This window comes from Streptomyces doebereineriae, from assembly GCF_031845645.1.
GTDB classification, from domain to species: domain Bacteria; phylum Actinomycetota; class Actinomycetes; order Streptomycetales; family Streptomycetaceae; genus Streptomyces; species Streptomyces canus.
Map to the genome: position 1 here is coordinate 593,063 of NZ_JAVREZ010000001.1, position 18,332 is coordinate 611,394.

Sequence of the window (18,332 nt, forward strand, 5' to 3'; positions counted from 1 at the left end):
GACGTCTGTGACCACCGATGACATCAGCGGAATGGGACCGCTGGTCGCCCGATTGTCCCGGGGCGGCCAGCGGCTGCGGCATGCCGACCGGACACATCCCTGGGTGCTGGACACCGCAGTCGTAGTGCTGGTCTTTCTGATGTTCTGCCTGCCCGACCTGATCCACGGCGGTGCCGACGACGGCGACGGTCCGCGCCGGTTCCGGCTCGCCTTCACCCAGCTGCCCGTAGCGGGAATGCTGGCCCTGCAGGTCGGCCTGGTACTGCCCCTGCTGTGGCGGCGGCGCAACCCCGTGGTGGCCTTCGGTGTCATCGCCGCGGTGTTCGTCCTCCAATGGTCCCTGGGCGCGGCACTGCGTGCGGATGTCGCCCTCTTCGTCGCCCTGTACAGCCTGGCCCTGCACGGGCGACTGCGGCAGCTGCCGTGGGCCTGTGCGGCCACGGCGGGCGCCATGGCTCTGGTCGCGGTCCGCGCGTCCTCGGCCGTGTCCGTCGGGGACGCGTTGTTCTTCCTGCTGAGCACGGCGACCGCGGCCGTCGCGCTCGGCCTCATGGTACGAATCCGCCGGGCCCAGCTCGCCGGACTGCGGGAGCGGGCAGCCCGGCTGGAAATCGAGCGAGACCAGCGCAGCAGGCTGGCCACGGCCACCGAACGCACCCGTGTCGCCCGCGAGATGCACGACATCGTCGGCCACAACCTGTCCGTCATCATCACGCTCGCCGACGCCGGCGCCTACGCCACGGACATCGCACCCGCACGAGGCAAGGAGGCCCTGCAGCTCATCGGCGACACCGGCCGACAGGCCCTCGGTGAGCTGCGACGCGTGCTCGGCGTGCTGCGCGAGGCCGCCGATGGTCCGCCGGACAGGCCCGAACTCAGCCCGCAGCCCGGCATCGCGGACATCGAAGCGTTGTGCGCCAAGGTGCGCGCAGCAGGACTGGAGGTCCTCTACCGGACCTCCGGCGACGTGGACGCTCTGGACAGCGGGGTGCAGCTGACGGTGTACCGCATCGTCCAGGAAGCCCTCACCAACACCCTGAAGCACGCCGACCCCGGCGCCCGGGTACACCTGGCGATCCTCGTCGAGGACAGCCGGCTGACCATCCGGGTCCTGGACACCGGCCCGGCCACATCATCCGGACCGCCGAACGAGGAAGGACATGGCCTGGTGGGCATGCGGGAGAGAGCGGCCTTGTACGGCGGCACCGTCAGCGCCGGACCGGCGGGCGGCGGAGGATGGAGCGTCGAGGCCGTCCTCGACCTCACGCCGGGAAGCGGTGGTGACCGATGACCACCGTGCTCATCGTGGACGACCAGCCGCTGCAACGTTACGGCTTCCACCTGCTCCTCGACTCCGTCCCCGAGACCGACGTCGTCGGCGAGGCCGCCCACGGCGCCGAGGCCGTCCGCAAGGCCGCCGAACTGCGCCCCGACGTCGTCCTCATGGACGTCCGCATGCCCGGCATGGACGGCATCGAGGCCACCCGCCGCATCGTCGCCGCCGGTGACCGCTCACGCGTCCTCGTGCTCACCACCTTCGACCTCGACGAATACGTCCACGCCGCCCTCCGCGCCGGTGCCAGCGGCTTCCTCCTCAAGGACGCCCGCCCCGAAGAACTCCTCGCGGGCATCCGCGCCGTCGCCATCGGCGACGCCGTCATCGCGCCCGCTCTCACCCGCCGCCTTCTTGACGAGTTCGCCCAGTACGTCCCCTCCCACAGAACCCACCCCTCCGAGGACCCGAGGCTCACCTCCCTGACCGACCGTGAGCGCGAGATCCTCGTGGCCGTCGGCAAGGGCTGGACCAACGGGGAGATCGCCGCGCGGTTCGTTCTGTCCGAATCCACGGTCAAGACGCATGTCGGCCGTGTCCTGACCAAGATCGGAGCCCGCGACCGCATCCAGGCCGTGATCTTCGCCTACGACCACGGCCTCGCCCGGCCCACCGTGGACTGACCCCAGTCACAGCACTCCTTCCTCCTGAGCAGGGCGTGACCGGCCGGGTGTCTAGACTCACGTGAGATGTGGTGAACTCACAGGAGGAGTCAGGATGCCGCGCAATCGCCAACAGATCCCCCGCGAGGAGCGCACGGGTGATCTGCTAGCCGCGGCCACCGAGCTCTTTCTGGCGAAGGGCTACGTCAAGACCACGATGGCGGACATCAGTTCCGCCGCCGGCGTGGCCCGGGGCAACGTCTATTGGTACTTCGACTCCAAGGACCACATCTTCGCCGCCGTCATGAACCGCATGCTCAGTCGAGAGATCCGCATCCTCAACGAGGAGCAGGCCGGTGCCGACCCACTGAGCCGCCTGGTGCGCGGGCTGTCCGACATGCGCTATTCCCGGCCGCTGCACCAGGCCATGCACGACCGGCTTCCTCATTCGGAGGAAGTCCGCGAGGCCCACAACACCTTCCTGAACTGGATCGTGGGACTGGTCGACGAGCTCATGGCCGAGCGCGGCCTCGATCACGCTCCCGGCATCGATGCCGCGCTCGTCCGCGATGTCGCGATCGCCGTGTTCGAAGGGGCGAACGTGCCCAACGACCAGAACAGACCGGCCCACGAGATGATCCGTTTTCTGATGGAGTCCGTCCTGGCCAGGTGTGCGGGGCCCCAGGGGCGGAAGCGCTGAGAGCGGTACCTCAGACGAGGTGAGTCCCGACTCCCGCTGACACCGCCCGCCCCGCACCGGCCGCTTTCCCGTCCGGAGGCGGGAGCGTCGCCCCGCGCAGCTTGTCGAGTACGGCGACGGGATCCGCGGGACTCTGCCGACCCCGCCAGCCGACGTGGCCGTCCGGGCGGACGAGTACGAGCGGCCGCTCGTACAGCTCGGCGGCGGCCGGGTCGGTGAGGCGCAGCACCGTCAACGGCACACCACACCGGCGGGCGGCCCGCACCAGCGGCGTCGGGTCCGCGAAACCCGAGACCACGAGCGTGAACCCGCGCCCGAAGCGGTCGAGCACCGAGCTGCCGTCGGGCAGCCAGACGTGCGGTGCGCGGCAGCCGGGCCACGTCGACGGCACGTACTCGTCCGGCTCGTCGGGCGGCTCCGGACTGCCGTCCGGCACGCAGATCGGGGAGCTGCTGTAGCGGTAGCCGAGCTGTACGCCCGTGCAGCGGAACTCCTTGCCCCTCGACCGGCGGATCTCCTCGCCCATCTCATGTCGGCGCCGTTCGCCTTCCGCGTCCATGCGGTCGAGCACTGGATCGGGGACGAGCCGCGCGTCGGCCCTCCAGTTGCTGGAGGCTTCCGTGACGTTGCGGACGGCGATCGGCCGCCGCTCCTGTTCGTAGCTGTCCAGGAGCGCCGGGCCTCCCCATCCCTGGAGTGTTGCGGCGAGCTTCCAGCCGAGGTCCACGGCGTCACCGATCCCGGTGTTGGCGCCGAAGCCCCCCTTGGGCCACAGCAGATGCGCCGCGTCGCCCGCGAGGAACACCCGCCTGTCACGGTAGGTGCGGGCCACGACGCAGTGTCCGCTCCAGGGCTGCGCTGCGAGGATCTCCACGTCGATCGGCGCACCGGCGGCCTCGCGTATCCAGGCGACCGCGTCGTCGGGGTCGGGCTCCTCGTCCAGGTAGACCGAGAGCCGCCACTCGTCCACGCCGTTGACGACCGTGATGTACGGCCTGCGCGCCGACGACAGGGTGTGGATCTGCACCGCGGGGCCGCCCAGCCGCTCCCGCAGCAAGTCCAGTAGCTGCGGCGCACGGAAGTGCACAGCGAAGTTGTGCCCCTGGGCGAACATGCCCTCGAACTCGATGCCGAGTGCCCGGCGTATGCCGCTGCGGCCGCCGTCACAGGCCACCAGATACGTGCCGGCGAGCGTCTCGGTGGCACCGCTCGCCACGTCGCGCACCACGGCCAGGACACCATCGGAGTCCTGCTCCATCGTCTCCAGGCGGGTGCCGTACCTGATCTCGACTCCTGGCAGTTCACCGGCCGTTCGGGCGAGCAACGGCACGAAGGAGAACTTGGACAGGAACGCGGGACCCTCCGGCGTCAGGGGGGTATACACACCTGCAGACCGGTTGGTGACCCCGTAGTCGAAATCAGTCAGGACGCGCCCCGTGGCGGAGGTGGCGAACACCGTGCGGTGCGGGTAGTCGGGGGCGGGTGCCGACTCGGTGCGTGCCTCTTTCGCGCAACCCCAGCGGCGCAGGTGTTCCATGGTGCGGGAAAAGATCGCCTCGCCTGCTGGAAAGGGCACGCGGCCGTCACCCTGGTCGATCACGGTGACCGGTACGCCCCGCCACCCCAACTCGGTCGCGAGGGCGAGGCCCACAGGCCCCGCTCCCACGACCAGGACGCGCCGAGATCCGGCTCTCTCGTGCTGGTCAGACATAGAAGATCTGCCTTCCTGAGCAAGGGTCGGACCGCTCATGGCCGACCTCTTGAACCGGGGTCAGAATTACACGCGCACGCCGTTGCATGGAAGAGCTGGCAAAACACAAGACTTTTGACGGGTCATGTGCGGTGCTACGCTCGTCTCGGGTTCAAGAGGCGGGGATGGTCATGGCGACTCCCGCTGATCAAGACGATGCCGGGAGCCACTGCCTGGCCCTGGTTGTCGGACACCACCGAGACATCACCACCCACCCGTTGCGCCGTACCGGCGGCAACTGGCACATCGCGCGCCGCGCCTGAAGCCGCTGCACCTCACCGTTCGACGGGCAAGGAGGCCCTCACGATGACGACGACTCCCCAGACCGAGGCCGGGACAGGGGCCGCCGGGACGCAAGCCGTCGCGCTGCAGCTCTCCGAGCTCGTGCTCAAGACCGCGCGCTACGACGACATGGCCGTCTTCTACGCCCACGTCCTCGGGCACGGCCCGTTCTACGAGCGGACGCCCGACCCGGACGCCCCGCCGCGCCCCGTCGGCATGCCCGAGCGGGCGGTCGACGTCCGACTGGGCTTCTTCCGCATCACGGACGCCCCGCACAGCCAGGTGTTCGCCCTGTTCGGCGTCGAAAGCCTGAGCGAGACGGAGTCCTCCGGACCCGGTCTGCACCACTTCCAGTTCGGCGTCAGCACCCTGGGCGACCTCATCTCCCAGCACGAACACATGGCCTCGATCGGAGTGCGCCCGCACCGTGCGGCGAACCACGGACAGGCCACCAGCTTCTATTACCGCGACCCGGACCGGAACATCGTCGAGTTCTCCTGCCCCAACTTCGCCACGTTCGAGGAGGAGATGGCCTTCATGTCCGGGCCCGTCTTCGCCGCGAATCCCTCCGGGCTGGAACTGGACCCCGACCGCTTCGCCGCCCACTACCGTGCCGGTGACCCCGAGGGCGAGCTGCTACGCCTCGACAACCGGGCGGTGGCCCTGTGACCAGGCTCGTCAGCACGGTCAAGGGCATCGGCAGGCTGGAGGACGACGGCGGGAGCATCGCCTTCCTCGACGTCGACACGACCGACCTCGGTACGGCTCTGCAGGGCAGCCTCGACCTCGGCGCCCTGGCCATGGCCCCCGTCCGCGACCGTATGCCTACGAAGCAGATCCAGCTCCTCGCTCCCGTCCCCCGGCCCTCGAAGATCTGGGCAGTGGGCTACGCGTACGCCGACCACCGCACCGAGGTGGACTACAACGGTGTGGCGGAGGAGCCGGTCGTCTTCCTGAAGGCGCCGTCCTCGGTCATCGGCACGGGCGAGCGGATCCGCTTCCCGAAGGCAGCCCCGGACGAGGTCGACTGCGAAGGCGAGCTCGCGGTCGTCATCGGCCGACGCGCTACCGACGTGTCCGAGGCGGAGGCATACGCGTTCGTCGCCGGCTTCACGATCGTCAACGACGTCAGCGCCCGTGACGTGCAGAAGGGCCGCATCCCCGGCCGGGCGGCCGATGTCACCGCAGCCAAGAGCTTCGACACCTTCACCCCCATGGGGCCCGCCCTGGTCACGCTCGACGAATTCACCGACCCCGACGACCTGCGCCTGCGCACCTGGGTCGATGGCGAGCTGCGCCAGGACGCGCGCACCTCGCAGCTCATCCACCCTGTTCCAGCGCTGGTCTCCTATCTGTCCCGGCAGACGACCCTTGAACCCGGCGACGTGATCAGCACCGGAACTCCTTCCGGTGTCGGCCACAAGCAGGGACTCTTCCTGCGGTCCGGCACCGAGGTGCGCATCGAGATCGAAGGGATCGGCGCCCTTGTCAACATCTGCGCTTGATGGACCGGGCGCTTCGGGGGCGGCATTTCAGCCGGAGAACGGCGCCCTCACCACACAATTCCGGCAGGCTAAGGAGGACATGACGACATGAGTACACAAGCCAAGGACACCTTCGGCGGCGGAGACCCCTGGAAATACATCCAGCCGTGGGACGAGGAGCGTTTCGGCCCGGAGATCCACGACGTCAACCAGCGGGTGAAATGGGAGATGGCCATGGCCATCGCCGGTGGCCTGCCGTACATCTGGCAGGAGCTGGCCCGGCCTATCTCTGAAATCGTCTACGGTCTCCTCGAACTCCGTGCCGGAGACCGGGTTCTGCTCATCGGTGAGGGCATCGCGCCCGCCGGATGGGTCGAGGACATGCAGGCCATTGCGGGGCCGGACGGCGTCATCGACACCGTGGAGATCATCAAGGACGGACGGAACGCCGTCCTGGGCAAGATCCCCGGCCGGAACGGCCAGATCGGCTGCTGGCGTTGGTCGTACACGGACGGCGTGGAGGACGAGGCATACGACTGCGTAGCCGTGTTGCAGGCGACACAGCACTGTGACGACTGGCACGAGACGGCTGCGGACCTGCTGCGGGTGATGAAGCCCGGCCGGCGCATCGTGCTGGCCGAAGCGGTCCTGAAGGGAGAGACGTTCTTCTCCCGTATCAACTCCGACGTCCACCTTCGGCAGTGGTTCGACAAACTCTTCGCGCACGTCCCCGTGGACGACATTCCCTACTACTCCGGAGAGCAGATCCGCGAGGCGTTCGGGGACAAGGTCGACAACCCTCAGTTGATGGAATGGAAGGGCATCGAGATGTACTGGGGCCGAAAGAGGTGACCACCCAAGGACAAGTACCCGAAGACAAGGAGGCCCCCGTGAGTGTCGTAGAAGACGTCATGGTTCTGGGCTCCGACCATCCGTTGCGCAGTATCGTCCGCGACGAGCACCTGCTGCTCTCGCCGCCGCATCCCCCGAAGGTGCCCGTCAAGCTGTGGGGGGAGCACCCGCCACTGACCGTGGTGCACTACCCGCAGCAGTACGAGCCGGAGGCATTCGCCCCGCCGCGCGGCGTCTACGAGAACGACGAGATCCGCGTCGAGTGGCAGAAACTCGACGGTCGGCAGCCGTTCTACCACCGCAACTGCGACGTCGACGAGATCTCCTACCAGATCGGTGGCGAGCGGACCCTGATGTCCGAACTCGGCGTGATCGAGTTCCAGTCCGGCGAGTTCTCCCGTATCCCGCGCGGCGTCGCCCACGACAACTACGGCCGTGAGGACAGCCACCTGCTGTTCTACATCCCCGCACCGGTCACCGAACTGGCACCGGCCCAGCGGGAGTCGGGGGCCATGATCCCGCCGTTCCCCGGCTGGCAGCCCGGCGAGGCAAACGAGGCGATCACTCAGTGCATGGCCGCGGCCGGCCACGACATCACCGTCTTCGCGGTCGACGAACAACTCCTGCTCGAGCAGGTGCACCAAGAGGACCGGCGGATGGCGGTACTGCGGGCCGATCCCGCCCAGGACGTCACCTGGCTGTACACCACCGATCGCATCCGCCTCGGTATGGTCACCACCATTCCTGGCGGGCAACGCCGCTACCGGCGCACCCTCGACGCCGACGAGATCCAGTACCAGGCCCATGGTCACCGCACGCTGATCACCCAGCGGGGCATCGTCGACCTCGGGCCGGGCGACTTCGTGCGCATCCCGCTCGGCATCTCCCACACCAGCGTCGTGACCGAGCCCGGTGACTACGTCAGTCTCCTCTCGCACCAGGAACTGCCCCAGGTCGCCGAGACCGCGCGCACGGCGGATGCCTACACCCCCGAACAACTCCCGAGCCTCACCGTGGAGGTCCGCTGATGGCCACGATGCTTGCCCTGCGAGCGCACCAGGGAGCCGAAGCACTCGTCCTGGAGGACGTGCCCGTCCCCGAGCCGGGCCCGCTCGACGTGGTCGTGAAGGTCGCCTCCGCCGGCCTGGCGCCGGGCATCATGCGTCTGCTGCGGATGGGGGCGCTCAAGCATCTGCCCACCACACTCGGCCACGAGGCCGCAGGCGTCATCTCCGCCGTCGGCCGCGACGTCACGGGCCACGCGGTCGGCGACCGGGTGCGGGTGCACCCCCTGCTGAACTGCCGTGAGTGCGACTACTGCCGTACCGACCGGGACATGATGTGCGCCCAGCAGGCCATGATCGGCCACGCCGCCTTCGGCGATGCCCCGATGCCCCTGTACGAGGAGTACCACGACGGGGGACTCGCGGAGTACGTCCGTGTCCCGCACTGGCTGATCGACTCCCTGCCGGACTCCGTCGGCTTCGACGTCGCGGCCAAGGTCCAGGACCTCGCCAACGCCGTGCGCGCACTCAAGTGCGCCGACCTTCCGGAACGGGCCACCCTCGTGGTCACCGCCGCGACCGGCACCATGGGAACCGCGACGGTCAAACTGGCGGAGCACTTCGGAGTCGCCCGTCTGATCCTCGTCGGCCGCGACACCGAGCGTCTCCACCGCGTCGCCGGGCTCGCCGGCGGCATACCGGCGAGTGTCGTCGCACTGGGCGAACTCCCTGAGAACTGGTCGACCGAGGGCACTCTCACCCGTCGGCTGCGCGAGCTGGCACCCGAGGGAGCCCATGCCGTCATCGACTTCATCCCGGAGGGCCCCGCCCTCGGCCAGACCATGGCCGGCATGGCCACCGGCGGCACACTCGTGCACATGGGCGGCAACTCCACCCCGCTGGCGCTGCCCCCCATCGCCCTGATGATGCACTGCTGGCGCCTCGTCACCACGCGCGCCTACACCCGCCAGGACGCAACGGATGTCCTGCGTCTGCTCGAGACGGGCGCCCTCACGGCCGACGAGCTCATCACCCATCGGTTCCCGCTCACCGAAGCGCTCAAGGCCGTGGACGCGATACAGCAACGCGTCGACGACCCCATGTGGATGACCGTGATCAACCCCTGACCCGACGCACAAGAACAGCGAGAGGAAGCCGGAAGTGTCCGAATCAGAATCCGTACACAGCCAGGGGCCGCCCCTGATCGCCGTGATCGGGGCGGCCGGGCTGTGCGGTACGTACGTGCTGGAGGCCGTGCTGCGAGCTCCATTCCGGGTCCGGGCCGTGGTGCACGGCCCGGCAGGGCGGGAACGAGTGGCTGCCCTGGGCGTGGACGACATCGTCGAGGCCGACCTGGAGAAGCCGGACACCGTCCGTCAGGCGCTGGAGAACGCCGACTTCGTGTTCATGATTCCGCCGGCGTTCCACCCGGCGGAAGACGTGCTCGCGATCAGGGCACTCGAGGCGGCTGAGCAGGCGGGCGCGCGCCGGTTCGTGTACCTGTCGGTCCTCCATCCGCACACCCCCGGGCTGCGCCACCACCTGCGCAAGGCGAACGCCGAGGCCGCCGTGCGGGCCTCGCGGCTGAACTGGGCGATCCTCCAGCCCTCGATGTTCGCGCAGATCGTCCTGTCGACGTGGGGGAGGGCTCCGGCCGGCCCCGTCGAGGTGCCGTTCAACGTCGACAACGAGTTCTCGTTCATCGACTTGCGTGACCTCGGGGAAGCCGGCGTCAAGGTGCTCTCCGAGCAAGGCCACGATTCGGCGACCTACGAACTCGCAGGGCCCGCCCTGACGTTGGCCGAGGCGGTGCGCTTCGCCGGGCGGGCACGAGGAGTGGATCTGGAGGCTAGGACGGTGGACTGGGCGGACGCACCGCTCCCGCCGGGAGTGGCCGACTCCGCGTCCCGGGCCTCGGACATGCGCGCCATGTGGCAGGACTACGACCGGCACGGCCTGCGCGGCAACAGCAACGTCCTGCGGATGCTGCTCGGCCGTGCACCCGCGTCCTTCGAGGAAGCAGCCACCGCGTTCGCCGCGCGAGGCTGAGCGCTTCAGCGGCCGCGCCCCCGTGCCTACGTGTTCAACTGCGCGGCGAGCTGACAGGCCGTAGACCATGGAGGACGGTGTCGACGATCTGTTCGGGCAGTCCATCCGGGAGGTCGGAGTCGTGGCGTACGAACGTGCGGATGAGCAGGGGGCCGACGAACATGTCGATGGTCAGTTCCAGGTCGATGTCCGTACGGAGTTCCCCGTTCAGCTGGCCTCGCCGGAGGATCTCCACTCCGAGGTCGCGCCGGGGAGCGATCACGCCGGAGTGGTAGGCGGCCCATATCTTCGGGCTGCTTCTCATCTGGGCGTGTGCGGTGTGCAGGACCGCCGACGAGCGGCCGGCCAGGCTGCGTTGGCGCAGTGACTCCAGCAGAACGACGAGGTCGTCCCGCATCGACGTACCGGGGAGTTCTCGCTCGGCGGGCTCGGCGGCGCGGATGACGTCGACGAAGAGGTCCTCCTTGTCGCTCCAACGGCGGTAGATGGCCGCCTTGCCGACGCCGGCGGTGCGGGCGATGCTCTCGACGGAGAGATCGGCCAGTGGGACGCCGTCCTCGAGAAGCATCAGCACCGCTTCCAGGATGGCCTGTTCCACGGCCTTGCTGCGGGGACGACCGCGGGCGGAACCGTACGACGGCGGACGGCTCTCGGCACGGCTCATGGCTTTGCGTCCTCTCGCCCCCGGAAGTGGCGGCCGCTGGACAGTCAGGGTTGGTTCAGCGATCGCGTGTCGATGGCGAGGGCGTCGGGGTTCAATTCCTCGACCAAACGGTAGAGCAGACGGTGAATGGCGTCCTTGTCATCAGGGGAGAGCGGCGAGGTCGTCTCCCGTTCGATCCGCCTCGCGATCGTCGTGGCACGAGCGGCCGCCGCGCCTCCCTCGGCGGTCGCGAACAGTCGCATGCTGCGGCGGCTGGTCGGATGGGGCTCCCGTCGCAGCAGCCCTCGCTCGACGAGCTGGCTCACCGCGGCTCCCATGGACTGAGCCGTGATGCCGGAGCGGCGCGCGATCTCCGCGGCGGACACCCCTGGCGTCCAGAGGACCTGCTGCAGAGCGTTGTGCTGCGCCAAGGTGAGGTCCTCCGCGCGCAGTGCCCGCTCCAGTCGTCCGGCGATGATCTGGGAGAACTGCCAGGCGAGGTATCCGGTGGTGGGAAACGCGGCGTCGGTCACGGCCGCAGTCTACGAGAGCGAGGTGCGCTGCTCGCGAGCGTGTCACCGGTCCATGGTGCTGGGACTCCGCCGCGTGGCGCGCAGGCTGACGGTCAGTCGACGGCTGCCCGACGGGGTCCGCGGGCATCAAGCACGAAGAGCACCACGGCGGCGACGAGGATCCACGCCACCAGGACGACGACGCCCGCGGTGAGACCGTCGTTGTTGAAGTGGGACAGGCCTTGGACGGCTCGTACGCCGACTCCCACCGGGAGGATCTCCGAGAGAGGATGCAGCCAGCCCGGCAGGTAGGCGGTGGGCAGCGTGCCACCGCTCGTGCTGTTGCCGAAGGTCAGCAGGACCACGGCGGCCAGTGACATCCCGGCGCGGCCGAAGAGACGCATGAACATCATGGTCGCGCTGCCGATGGCCGCGGCCATCAGTGTGATGACCCCCGCGATGCCCAGGAAGGGACCCGGCAGTGCCGAGAAGCCCAGGCTGCCGGCCATCGCCGCCACGAGGACGCCTGCGAGGATGCTGAAGGAGGCCAGGCTGACCAACCTCCACCGGTACTCCAGTCGCGGAGCCATCTGATAGGTCATCATGCCGAACAGGAATCCGGCCAGCACGACACCGAACCCGGCGTAGAACACCGACATACCGCGGGTGTCGCCCGCCGAGGCCGGCACGATGTCCTGCACTGCCAGACGGTCTCCGCTCGCCTTGGCGACCCCGGAGAAGGCACCGGTGACCGTCGAGGTCACCGAAGGGCCGTTGGCTCCGGCATACAGCAGCTCGGCGGACTTCCCGGGGCCGGTGACATAGGCGGCGTACACCTTTCGGTCCTGCAGTGCGTGGCGGGCCGCGTCCGCGTCGGGGTAGCGCTTGACCTCGAACCCGCCGGGCAGTCCGAGTTCCAGCCCTCCGGTGATCTGTTCGAGCCGTTGGGTCGTCCCGACCACGGCGACCGGTAGGTCGTGGGGCCGCGGTGCGTGGAATGCGGCCAGGAACACGCTGACGAAGATCGAGCCGATGGCCAGCACGATCGCGACGGGGAGCAGAACTCCTTTCATCCCCGTGGCGCCCTGCGGCGCCGGAGCGGTGTCCATCGCGTGGTGATGGGGCGCTTGGTGCGGCTCGGCGGAAGTGGTCGGTGGCGTGGACATGGGAGGGGCCCTCTCCAGCTCTGCTTGTAAGGTAGCTTCTAAGGTACCTTCTATTTGTACCATAGAAGTATCAGGCACCTTACTTTTGGAGTTGCTGATGGGGCGTCCTGCCGCACATCCCTCGACGCGCATGGGATACCTGGCGTGGCAGGTGGTGCACGTGATGGGAACGCGCCTTGAGAGAGCGTTGCGCTCGCTCAACCTCACTGCCGCCCAGCACAACGCGTTGCAGCATGTCGTCTGGACCCCGGGCATCTCCGCGGCGGAGATCGCGCGTCGGACCGGCTTCACTCCCCAGTCCATGGGCGCCGCTGTCAACGCACTGGTCGACCGCGGCCTTCTGGCTCGCCGTGAACACCCTTCGAGCCGCAGAACCGTACAGCTGACGATCACCGACAGCGGGGCGAAGCTCGCCGAGCGGGCGCGGGGTCTCGTGGAACGTCTCGACGATGAAGCGCTTGCGGTCCTTGCTCCCGCCGAGCGGGCAGTCGTACATACCCTGCTGCTCCGGATGCTTGCCGAGCTCAATCCCGATGCGTTGTCGACGATGGACCTGCGCGGCACGAGCTGAGCTTTCCTGATGCGGAGGGGCAGTCCGGCTCCCGCAGTAGGCGCGTACGAATGCCCCTGCGTCAGCCCGTTGGAGGCCCGTCCACTTTCTTGACTGCGAGTCATGAGGTCGAGTCGCGCGTGCATGGCTTCCTTACTGGTCTTGACTGGAAAGTGCCCTAGAACTAGCTTGGCTCACGTTCAAGAGACGGAACTGGCGGTGGCCCCACGTCACCCAGAAGCGCTCTGTAGCGGCATGAGCCATGGGCGTCGGCGAATTGCCCAGAGCTGACTGACGCCATCCCGTAGTGGCCGCGGCTCGAAGGGCCATCGGACCACTCCCGAACGACGCGCACCCTCGCGGAGCGCAACAGCCATTGGCAGGACCCCGGCAATCAACCGCGCGCCCTCGAGGGAGAGTGGACATGCCCGACGACCGTCCCGTCCAAGCCGTGACTCCGCCCGCCGAGCCTCGCCCCAAGCCTCCTACCGAGGCCACCCGGCGAAGATTCATCGCCGCGACCGCCGCTGCTTCAGGAGCCGCCGTGGTCGGCGGTCTGGTCGCGGGCTCGCCCGCGCGGGCAGCCGAGGCCGCGCCCGGCCGTCATGTCTCCACGGCGGTCGCCGGCGTCCAGGGAGCCGACCCCCGGCACCCGACGCCAGTTCCGCCGCCCCGGCCCGCAGGCGGCCGCTCGAAGGACCACCGGAACACTTCGGAGGAAAAGATGCGCATTGTGGCCGTGGAAGAGGCGTTCTCCGTTCCCGGAGCCATCCGGCAGGAGGCAGCGATCCGTCAGCACATGGCGGCGCCGGAGGCGATCAAGCAGGAGTGGTTCCGGCGCCTGGACGATCTGACCGAGCTGCGGCTGGCGGACATGGACGCCAACGGCGTCGACGTCCAGGTCCTCTCGTATTCCACGCCGGGCGTGGAAGTGATAGAGGATCCCGCGGAGGCGGTGGCTGCCGCGCGGCGGATCAACGACTATCTCGCCAAGGCGATCGCCGCCCATCCCAGTCGCTTCGCGGGCTTTGCCACCCTTCCGTTGCAGGACCCCAAGGCCGCGGTCGTGGAGCTGCGTCGGGCGGTGACGGAGCTCGGTTTCAAGGGCGTCCTCCACAACGACCATGTGCGGGGGCACTACCTCGACGAGCCGCAGTTCAGGCCGGTATGGGCCGAACTGGAGCGCCTCGGTGTCACGTTGTATCTGCATCCGGCCGTCGTTCCGGCCGACAACTGGCATGTCTTCGACGGGTATCCCGTGCTGGTCGGGCCGTCCTGGGGGTGGACCGCGACGACGGGTGCCCATGCGCTCCGGCTGATCTACGGCGGAGTGTTCGACGAGTTCCCGCGCGCGTCGCTGATGTTGGGCCACATGGGCGAGCTGCTGCCGTTCCAGATGGCCCGGCTCGACAGCCGCTACGACCAGGTGCACGCCGAGCACAGGGTGCAACACCTGCCCTCGTACTACCTGCGGAACAACGTGTACGTCACCACCAGCGGAGTCATGTCGCATGCCGCGCTGCTGGGAGCCGTCCATGCCGTGGGCGTCGACCGGGTGCTGTTCTCCATCGACTACCCGTTCGAGTCCAGTGCGGAGGCGGTGGGATTCCTGCGCTCCGCACCGTACGCGCCGGCCGATCTCGCGAGCATCGCGCACGGCAACGCCGAGCGCGTTCTGGGACTGTGACGAGCCACGATGCCGAAAGGGTGCGATGCGCGGAGCACGGGGGCATCGACGTACTGAACGTGGTGTGACGTTCTGGGAATCCCATCACCCGTCTCCACCGGCTCGACGACGTGCGCGAAGCAGGTCGTAGACATGCCCCGAAGATCCTACGGCGCACGCCACCACGCGGCTTGACGGTGGCGTGCGCCGCCGCCGTTCACAGACCCTGACCGATGTCCCGCGCGGTCGCGAGCAGAGGCTCCGACAGCTCAGCGAGCCTTGCGCGGGTGCAGCGGACGGACGGAGCCGCCACGACCACGGCAGCTACGGCGGCGTCTGCGCGGTCGCGCACACACGCGCCGACGGCGTGCACTCCGCGCTCGCTCTCCTGGAGATTGAGGGCGTAGCCGTGGCGGCGCACGGACACCAGCTCGTTCATCAGGCTCTCGAAGTCCTTGGGGGCCTTGGCCTGGTCCTCGGGAAGTCCGTTGGGGTAGAGGGCCCGGAGCCGGTCGGCCGGCAGTGCCGCGAGCAAGGCCTTGCCGCCCGAGGTCACGTGGGCGGGCAGGAGAGTGCCCGTGCGGAAGCTGACGCGCAGCGCCTGGGGCCCCTCCACGCCGTCGAGAAAGCGGCTGCCGTTGCCCTCGAGCACCATCAGGTGGGTCGTCTCCCGGACGGCCTCCGCCAGTCGTTGCAGGTGCGGGTGGGCGATGGTGATCAGGTCCGGGGGAGGGGCGGCCTGGCTTCCCCGGATTGCCTGCAGAGCCTGCCCCGGCCGGTACACCTTGTGGCGGTCCTGCACGGCGAAGCCCTCGAAGACGAGCATCGCGAGGATCCGGTGCGCGGTCGAGCGCGCGACGCCGAGCCGGTCGGCGACGTCCATCACCCGCAGCTCGTCGAGCTCGTGCAGCAGCCGGACGACGCGCAGGGCGTTGCCGGCGGCGCTCACCGGATACGAGGGGCCGACGGCACGAGCCGCAGAATTCTCCATAGCGGAATCCTATCCCTCGGTGATTCCGGTGAGAGGAAACATCGGCGTAGCGTCAGGAAACAGCGCCGAAAGACGCGCGCTTCTTCCGGCGGTCGCCGAACACACGACGTGGAGGTTTCCGTGACCGACACCACCAGCGAACAGACCGAGCGCAAGCTGCTCGACGAGCTGTACGCGGACTTCGAGGACGCGGGCCTGATCCCGCTGTGGACCCAGGTGGACGGCCTCATGCCGATGTCGCCGCAGCCCACAGCGGTTCCGCACCTGTGGCGGTGGGCGGAGCTGCTGCCCATCGCACAGCGCTCCGGAGAGCTCGTGCCGGTGGGGCGTGGCGGCGAGCGCCGTGCCATGGCCCTGTCCAACCCCGGCTTCCCCGGCCTCCCTTACGCCACTCCGACCCTGTGGACCGCGATCCAGTACCTGGGCCCGCGCGAGGTCGCCCCCTCTCACCGGCACAGCCAGGGAGCCTTCCGATTCGTCGTCGAAGGCGAGGGCGTGTGGACCAACGTCGACGGGGACGCGGTGGCGATGCGGCGGGGTGACCTGCTGCTCACACCGAGCTGGGCCTTCCACGAGCACCAGAACGTCACCGACCAGCCGATGGCCTGGCTCGACGGTCTCGACATCCCCCTCGTCTCCAAGCTGGACGCCGGCTTCTTCGAGTTCGGCCCCGACGAGCTCTCCACCCGCGAAACCCCCGAGCGCTCGCGCGGCGAGCGACTGTGGGGCCACCCCGGGCTGCGTCCGATCGGCCGGCCCGACCAGCCCAACTCCCCGCTGAACGCGTACCGCTGGGAGCACACCGACGCCGCCCTGACCGCCCAGCTGGAGTTGGAGCAGGAGGGCGTACCCGGCGTGCTCGAACCCGGGCACGCCGGAGTCCGCTTCTCCAACCCCACCACCGGCAGGGACGCCCTGGTCACGATGCGCACCGAGATGCGCCGACTGCGGGCCGGCACCCGGACCGCCCCGGTGCGCACCGTCGGCTCCGCGATCTGGCAGGTGTTCGAGGGCGAGGCGGTCGCCCACGTCGGTGACAAGGTCTTCGAGATCGCCAAGGGCGACCTGTTCGTCGTCCCGTCCTGGTGCGAGGTCTCGCTGTCCGCCCGCACCCAGGTCGATCTGTTCCGTTTCAGCGACGAGCCCGTCTACGAGGCCCTCGGCCTCGCCCGTACCTCCCGAGGAGAACTCAAGTGAAGCTCGCCACCATTCGGGTCAACGGCACGACTCGCGCCGTCCGTATCGACGACGACAAGGCGGTGGATCTGGGCGAGAGCGACCTGGTGACCTTCCTGCGCCACAGCGACTGGGCGGCGCGTGCCGCGGACGCCGACGGTGAGACGTACGAAGGCGCCCTGGACTACGCCCCTGTCGTCGTCGCGCCGGAGAAGGTCGTGTGCGTCGGTCTCAACTACCGCACCCACATCCTGGAGATGGGCCGCGAACTCCCCTCGCACCCCACGCTGTTCTCCAAGTTCGCGCGAGCGCTGGTCGGTGCGTACGACGAGGTGACCCTGCCCGCCGCGTCCACACAGATGGACTGGGAAGCCGAACTCGGCGTCGTCATCGGGGCCGAGGTCCGGCACGCCGACACGGAGCAGGCGCGGGCCGCGATCGCCGGGTACACCGTGCTCAACGATGTCACCGCCCGCGACTGGCAGTACCGCACCACCCAGTGGGACCAGGGCAAGACCTTCGAGGCCACCACCCCCATCGGACCCTGGCTGGTGACCGCCGACGACCCCGCGGTTTCCGCCCAGGGCCTGAGCCTGAGCTGTGAGGTCGACGGCGACACGGTCCAGAAAGCCGACACCGGTGACCTCGTCTTCGACCCGGTCGCACTGGTCGCGTACCTGTCCGAGATCGTCACGCTGGTGCCCGGTGACGTGATCGCCACCGGCACTCCGGGCGGGGTCGGCCACGCCCGCAAGCCCGCCCGCTATCTGCGGGACGGATCACTCCTCGTCACCCGGATCGAGGGGATCGGCGAGACCCGCAACACCTGCCGCCTGGAGACACGGTGAGCGCACATCCGGCCGCGATGCTGGAGCGTGCGGCCAAGGGCACGGCGGCCTTCGAAGCCGCCGTGCACCGGCTGACCGACCCGGGATTCACCAGGGCCTCGTACCTGCCGGGCTGGAGCCGGGCCCACGTCGTCGCCCACGTCGCCCGCAACGCCGACGCTCTCGTCAACCTGCTGACTTGGGCGCGGACAGGTGTCGAGACGCCCATGTACGCAAGTGGCGACCAGCGTGCGCGTGAGATAGAGGAGGGCGCCCGGCGGCCGGCCGAAGAGCTGCGTGCGGAGCTGCTCGCGGCCGACAGCCGCCTCGCCGAGGAACTCGCCGCACTGCCCGACGAGTGCTGGGCGGCGACCGTCCGCACCGCGCGAGGGCGAGAGGTGCCCGCCTCTCAGGTCCCCTGGATGCGGGCGCGCGAGGTATGGATCCACGCCGTCGACCTGGACATCGACACCAGCTTCGACGACGTACCGCACGACATGTGCGCGGCCCTCGTCGACGACGTGGCCGCCTCCTTCCGGGCGCGACCGGACTGTCCCTCCCTCCGGCTGCGGTCCGAGGACGGTGCCCACACCTGGCTCCTGGGCGACTCGGCCGGCGTCGAGCCGGTCGTGGTGAGCGGTGACCTGCCCAGCCTGGCCGCCTATGCGACCGGACGCCCCGTTCCCGGCCCCCTGTACCCGACCGGCGGGGCATCCCTGCCGACACTGCCCGCGTGGCTGTGAGC

General features: G+C 69.1%; 19 protein-coding genes. 14 read left to right on the forward strand and 5 right to left on the reverse strand.

Features of this window, described 5'->3' with window-relative positions; translation table 11 throughout:
• Positions 1-7: 7 nt before the first annotated feature.
• The 3 genes from RNB18_RS02810 to RNB18_RS02820 all read left to right on the forward strand — a co-directional run bounded on the left by RNB18_RS02810 (position 8) and on the right by RNB18_RS02820 (position 2,635).
• Positions 8-1,291, forward strand: a complete 1,284-nt coding sequence (locus RNB18_RS02810; RefSeq protein ID WP_311713007.1) for a sensor histidine kinase — start codon at positions 8-10, stop codon at positions 1,289-1,291.
• Complete coding sequence (locus RNB18_RS02815; protein ID WP_311712519.1) at positions 1,288-1,956, forward strand: response regulator transcription factor; 669 nt, start codon at positions 1,288-1,290, stop codon at positions 1,954-1,956. Before RNB18_RS02810 ends, RNB18_RS02815 begins: the two co-directional genes overlap by 4 nt.
• A 94-nt stretch (positions 1,957-2,050) precedes the next feature.
• Positions 2,051-2,635 carry a TetR/AcrR family transcriptional regulator gene (locus RNB18_RS02820; protein ID WP_311712520.1) on the forward strand — a complete coding sequence of 195 codons (585 nt, stop codon included), beginning with the start codon at positions 2,051-2,053 and terminating at the stop codon, positions 2,633-2,635.
• Between the two features lie 10 nt (positions 2,636-2,645).
• Here RNB18_RS02820 and RNB18_RS02825 read toward each other — a convergent pair whose 3' ends face one another.
• Positions 2,646-4,346 carry an FAD-dependent monooxygenase gene (locus RNB18_RS02825; protein WP_311712521.1) on the reverse strand — a complete coding sequence of 567 codons (1,701 nt, stop codon included), beginning with the start codon at positions 4,344-4,346 and terminating at the stop codon, positions 2,646-2,648.
• Positions 4,347-4,691: 345 nt separating this feature from the next.
• On the opposite strand from RNB18_RS02825, the gene RNB18_RS02830 reads away from it, so the two are divergent.
• The 6 genes from RNB18_RS02830 to RNB18_RS02855 all read left to right on the forward strand — a co-directional run bounded on the left by RNB18_RS02830 (position 4,692) and on the right by RNB18_RS02855 (position 10,056).
• The gene (locus RNB18_RS02830) at positions 4,692-5,336 is read left to right on the forward strand and encodes a VOC family protein (protein ID WP_311712522.1); all 645 of its coding nucleotides are present in this window, start codon (positions 4,692-4,694) and stop codon (positions 5,334-5,336) included.
• On the forward strand, positions 5,333-6,172 hold the full coding sequence (locus RNB18_RS02835) for a fumarylacetoacetate hydrolase family protein (RefSeq protein WP_311712523.1): 840 nt from the start codon (positions 5,333-5,335) through the stop codon (positions 6,170-6,172). The genes RNB18_RS02830 and RNB18_RS02835 overlap by 4 nt, the downstream gene beginning before the upstream one ends.
• Positions 6,173-6,259: 87 nt before the next feature.
• Positions 6,260-7,003, forward strand: a complete 744-nt coding sequence (locus RNB18_RS02840; RefSeq protein ID WP_311712524.1) for a class I SAM-dependent methyltransferase — start codon at positions 6,260-6,262, stop codon at positions 7,001-7,003.
• Positions 7,004-7,041: 38 nt separating this feature from the next.
• The gene (locus RNB18_RS02845) at positions 7,042-8,031 is read left to right on the forward strand and encodes a hypothetical protein (RefSeq protein ID WP_311712525.1); all 990 of its coding nucleotides are present in this window, start codon (positions 7,042-7,044) and stop codon (positions 8,029-8,031) included.
• A complete protein-coding gene (locus RNB18_RS02850; RefSeq protein WP_311712526.1) occupies positions 8,031-9,134 on the forward strand; it encodes a zinc-dependent alcohol dehydrogenase in 1,104 nt (367 codons plus the stop codon). The genes RNB18_RS02845 and RNB18_RS02850 overlap by 1 nt, the downstream gene beginning before the upstream one ends.
• 34 nt (positions 9,135-9,168) lie before the next feature.
• Positions 9,169-10,056, forward strand: a complete 888-nt coding sequence (locus RNB18_RS02855) for an SDR family oxidoreductase (RefSeq protein ID WP_311712527.1) — start codon at positions 9,169-9,171, stop codon at positions 10,054-10,056.
• A 34-nt stretch (positions 10,057-10,090) separates the two neighbouring features.
• Here RNB18_RS02855 and RNB18_RS02860 read toward each other — a convergent pair whose 3' ends face one another.
• The 3 genes from RNB18_RS02860 to RNB18_RS02870 form a co-directional block, all read right to left on the reverse strand.
• Positions 10,091-10,720, reverse strand: a complete 630-nt coding sequence (locus RNB18_RS02860) for a TetR/AcrR family transcriptional regulator (RefSeq protein WP_311712528.1) — start codon at positions 10,718-10,720, stop codon at positions 10,091-10,093.
• A 44-nt stretch (positions 10,721-10,764) separates the two neighbouring features.
• Positions 10,765-11,232, reverse strand: a complete 468-nt coding sequence (locus tag RNB18_RS02865; RefSeq protein ID WP_311712529.1) for a MarR family winged helix-turn-helix transcriptional regulator — start codon at positions 11,230-11,232, stop codon at positions 10,765-10,767.
• A gap of 92 nt (positions 11,233-11,324) precedes the next feature.
• Entirely contained in the window at positions 11,325-12,320 is a 996-nt protein-coding gene (locus RNB18_RS02870) for an ABC transporter permease (protein ID WP_311712530.1), read from the reverse strand.
• 187 nt (positions 12,321-12,507) lie between these two features.
• On the opposite strand from RNB18_RS02870, the gene RNB18_RS02875 reads away from it, so the two are divergent.
• Both RNB18_RS02875 and RNB18_RS02880 read left to right on the forward strand, forming a co-directional pair.
• A complete protein-coding gene (locus RNB18_RS02875) occupies positions 12,508-12,948 on the forward strand; it encodes a MarR family winged helix-turn-helix transcriptional regulator (RefSeq protein ID WP_311712531.1) in 441 nt (146 codons plus the stop codon).
• A gap of 403 nt (positions 12,949-13,351) precedes the next feature.
• Positions 13,352-14,614: an amidohydrolase family protein gene (locus RNB18_RS02880; protein ID WP_311712532.1), complete on the forward strand. Its 1,263-nt coding sequence runs from the start codon at positions 13,352-13,354 to the stop codon at positions 14,612-14,614.
• A gap of 196 nt (positions 14,615-14,810) precedes the next feature.
• Here the strand turns inward: RNB18_RS02880 and RNB18_RS02885 are convergent, their stop codons facing one another.
• Positions 14,811-15,584: an IclR family transcriptional regulator gene (locus RNB18_RS02885; RefSeq protein WP_311712533.1), complete on the reverse strand. Its 774-nt coding sequence runs from the start codon at positions 15,582-15,584 to the stop codon at positions 14,811-14,813.
• Positions 15,585-15,704: 120 nt separating this feature from the next.
• On the opposite strand from RNB18_RS02885, the gene RNB18_RS02890 reads away from it, so the two are divergent.
• The 3 genes from RNB18_RS02890 to RNB18_RS02900 are packed head-to-tail and all read left to right on the forward strand — an operon-like array spanning position 15,705 to position 18,330.
• On the forward strand, positions 15,705-16,781 hold the full coding sequence (locus tag RNB18_RS02890) for a cupin domain-containing protein (protein WP_311712534.1): 1,077 nt from the start codon (positions 15,705-15,707) through the stop codon (positions 16,779-16,781).
• On the forward strand, positions 16,778-17,608 hold the full coding sequence (locus RNB18_RS02895) for a fumarylacetoacetate hydrolase family protein (protein ID WP_311712535.1): 831 nt from the start codon (positions 16,778-16,780) through the stop codon (positions 17,606-17,608). Before RNB18_RS02890 ends, RNB18_RS02895 begins: the two co-directional genes overlap by 4 nt.
• Positions 17,605-18,330, forward strand: a complete 726-nt coding sequence (locus tag RNB18_RS02900; RefSeq protein WP_311712536.1) for a maleylpyruvate isomerase family mycothiol-dependent enzyme — start codon at positions 17,605-17,607, stop codon at positions 18,328-18,330. Before RNB18_RS02895 ends, RNB18_RS02900 begins: the two co-directional genes overlap by 4 nt.
• Positions 18,331-18,332: the final 2 nt, after the last annotated feature.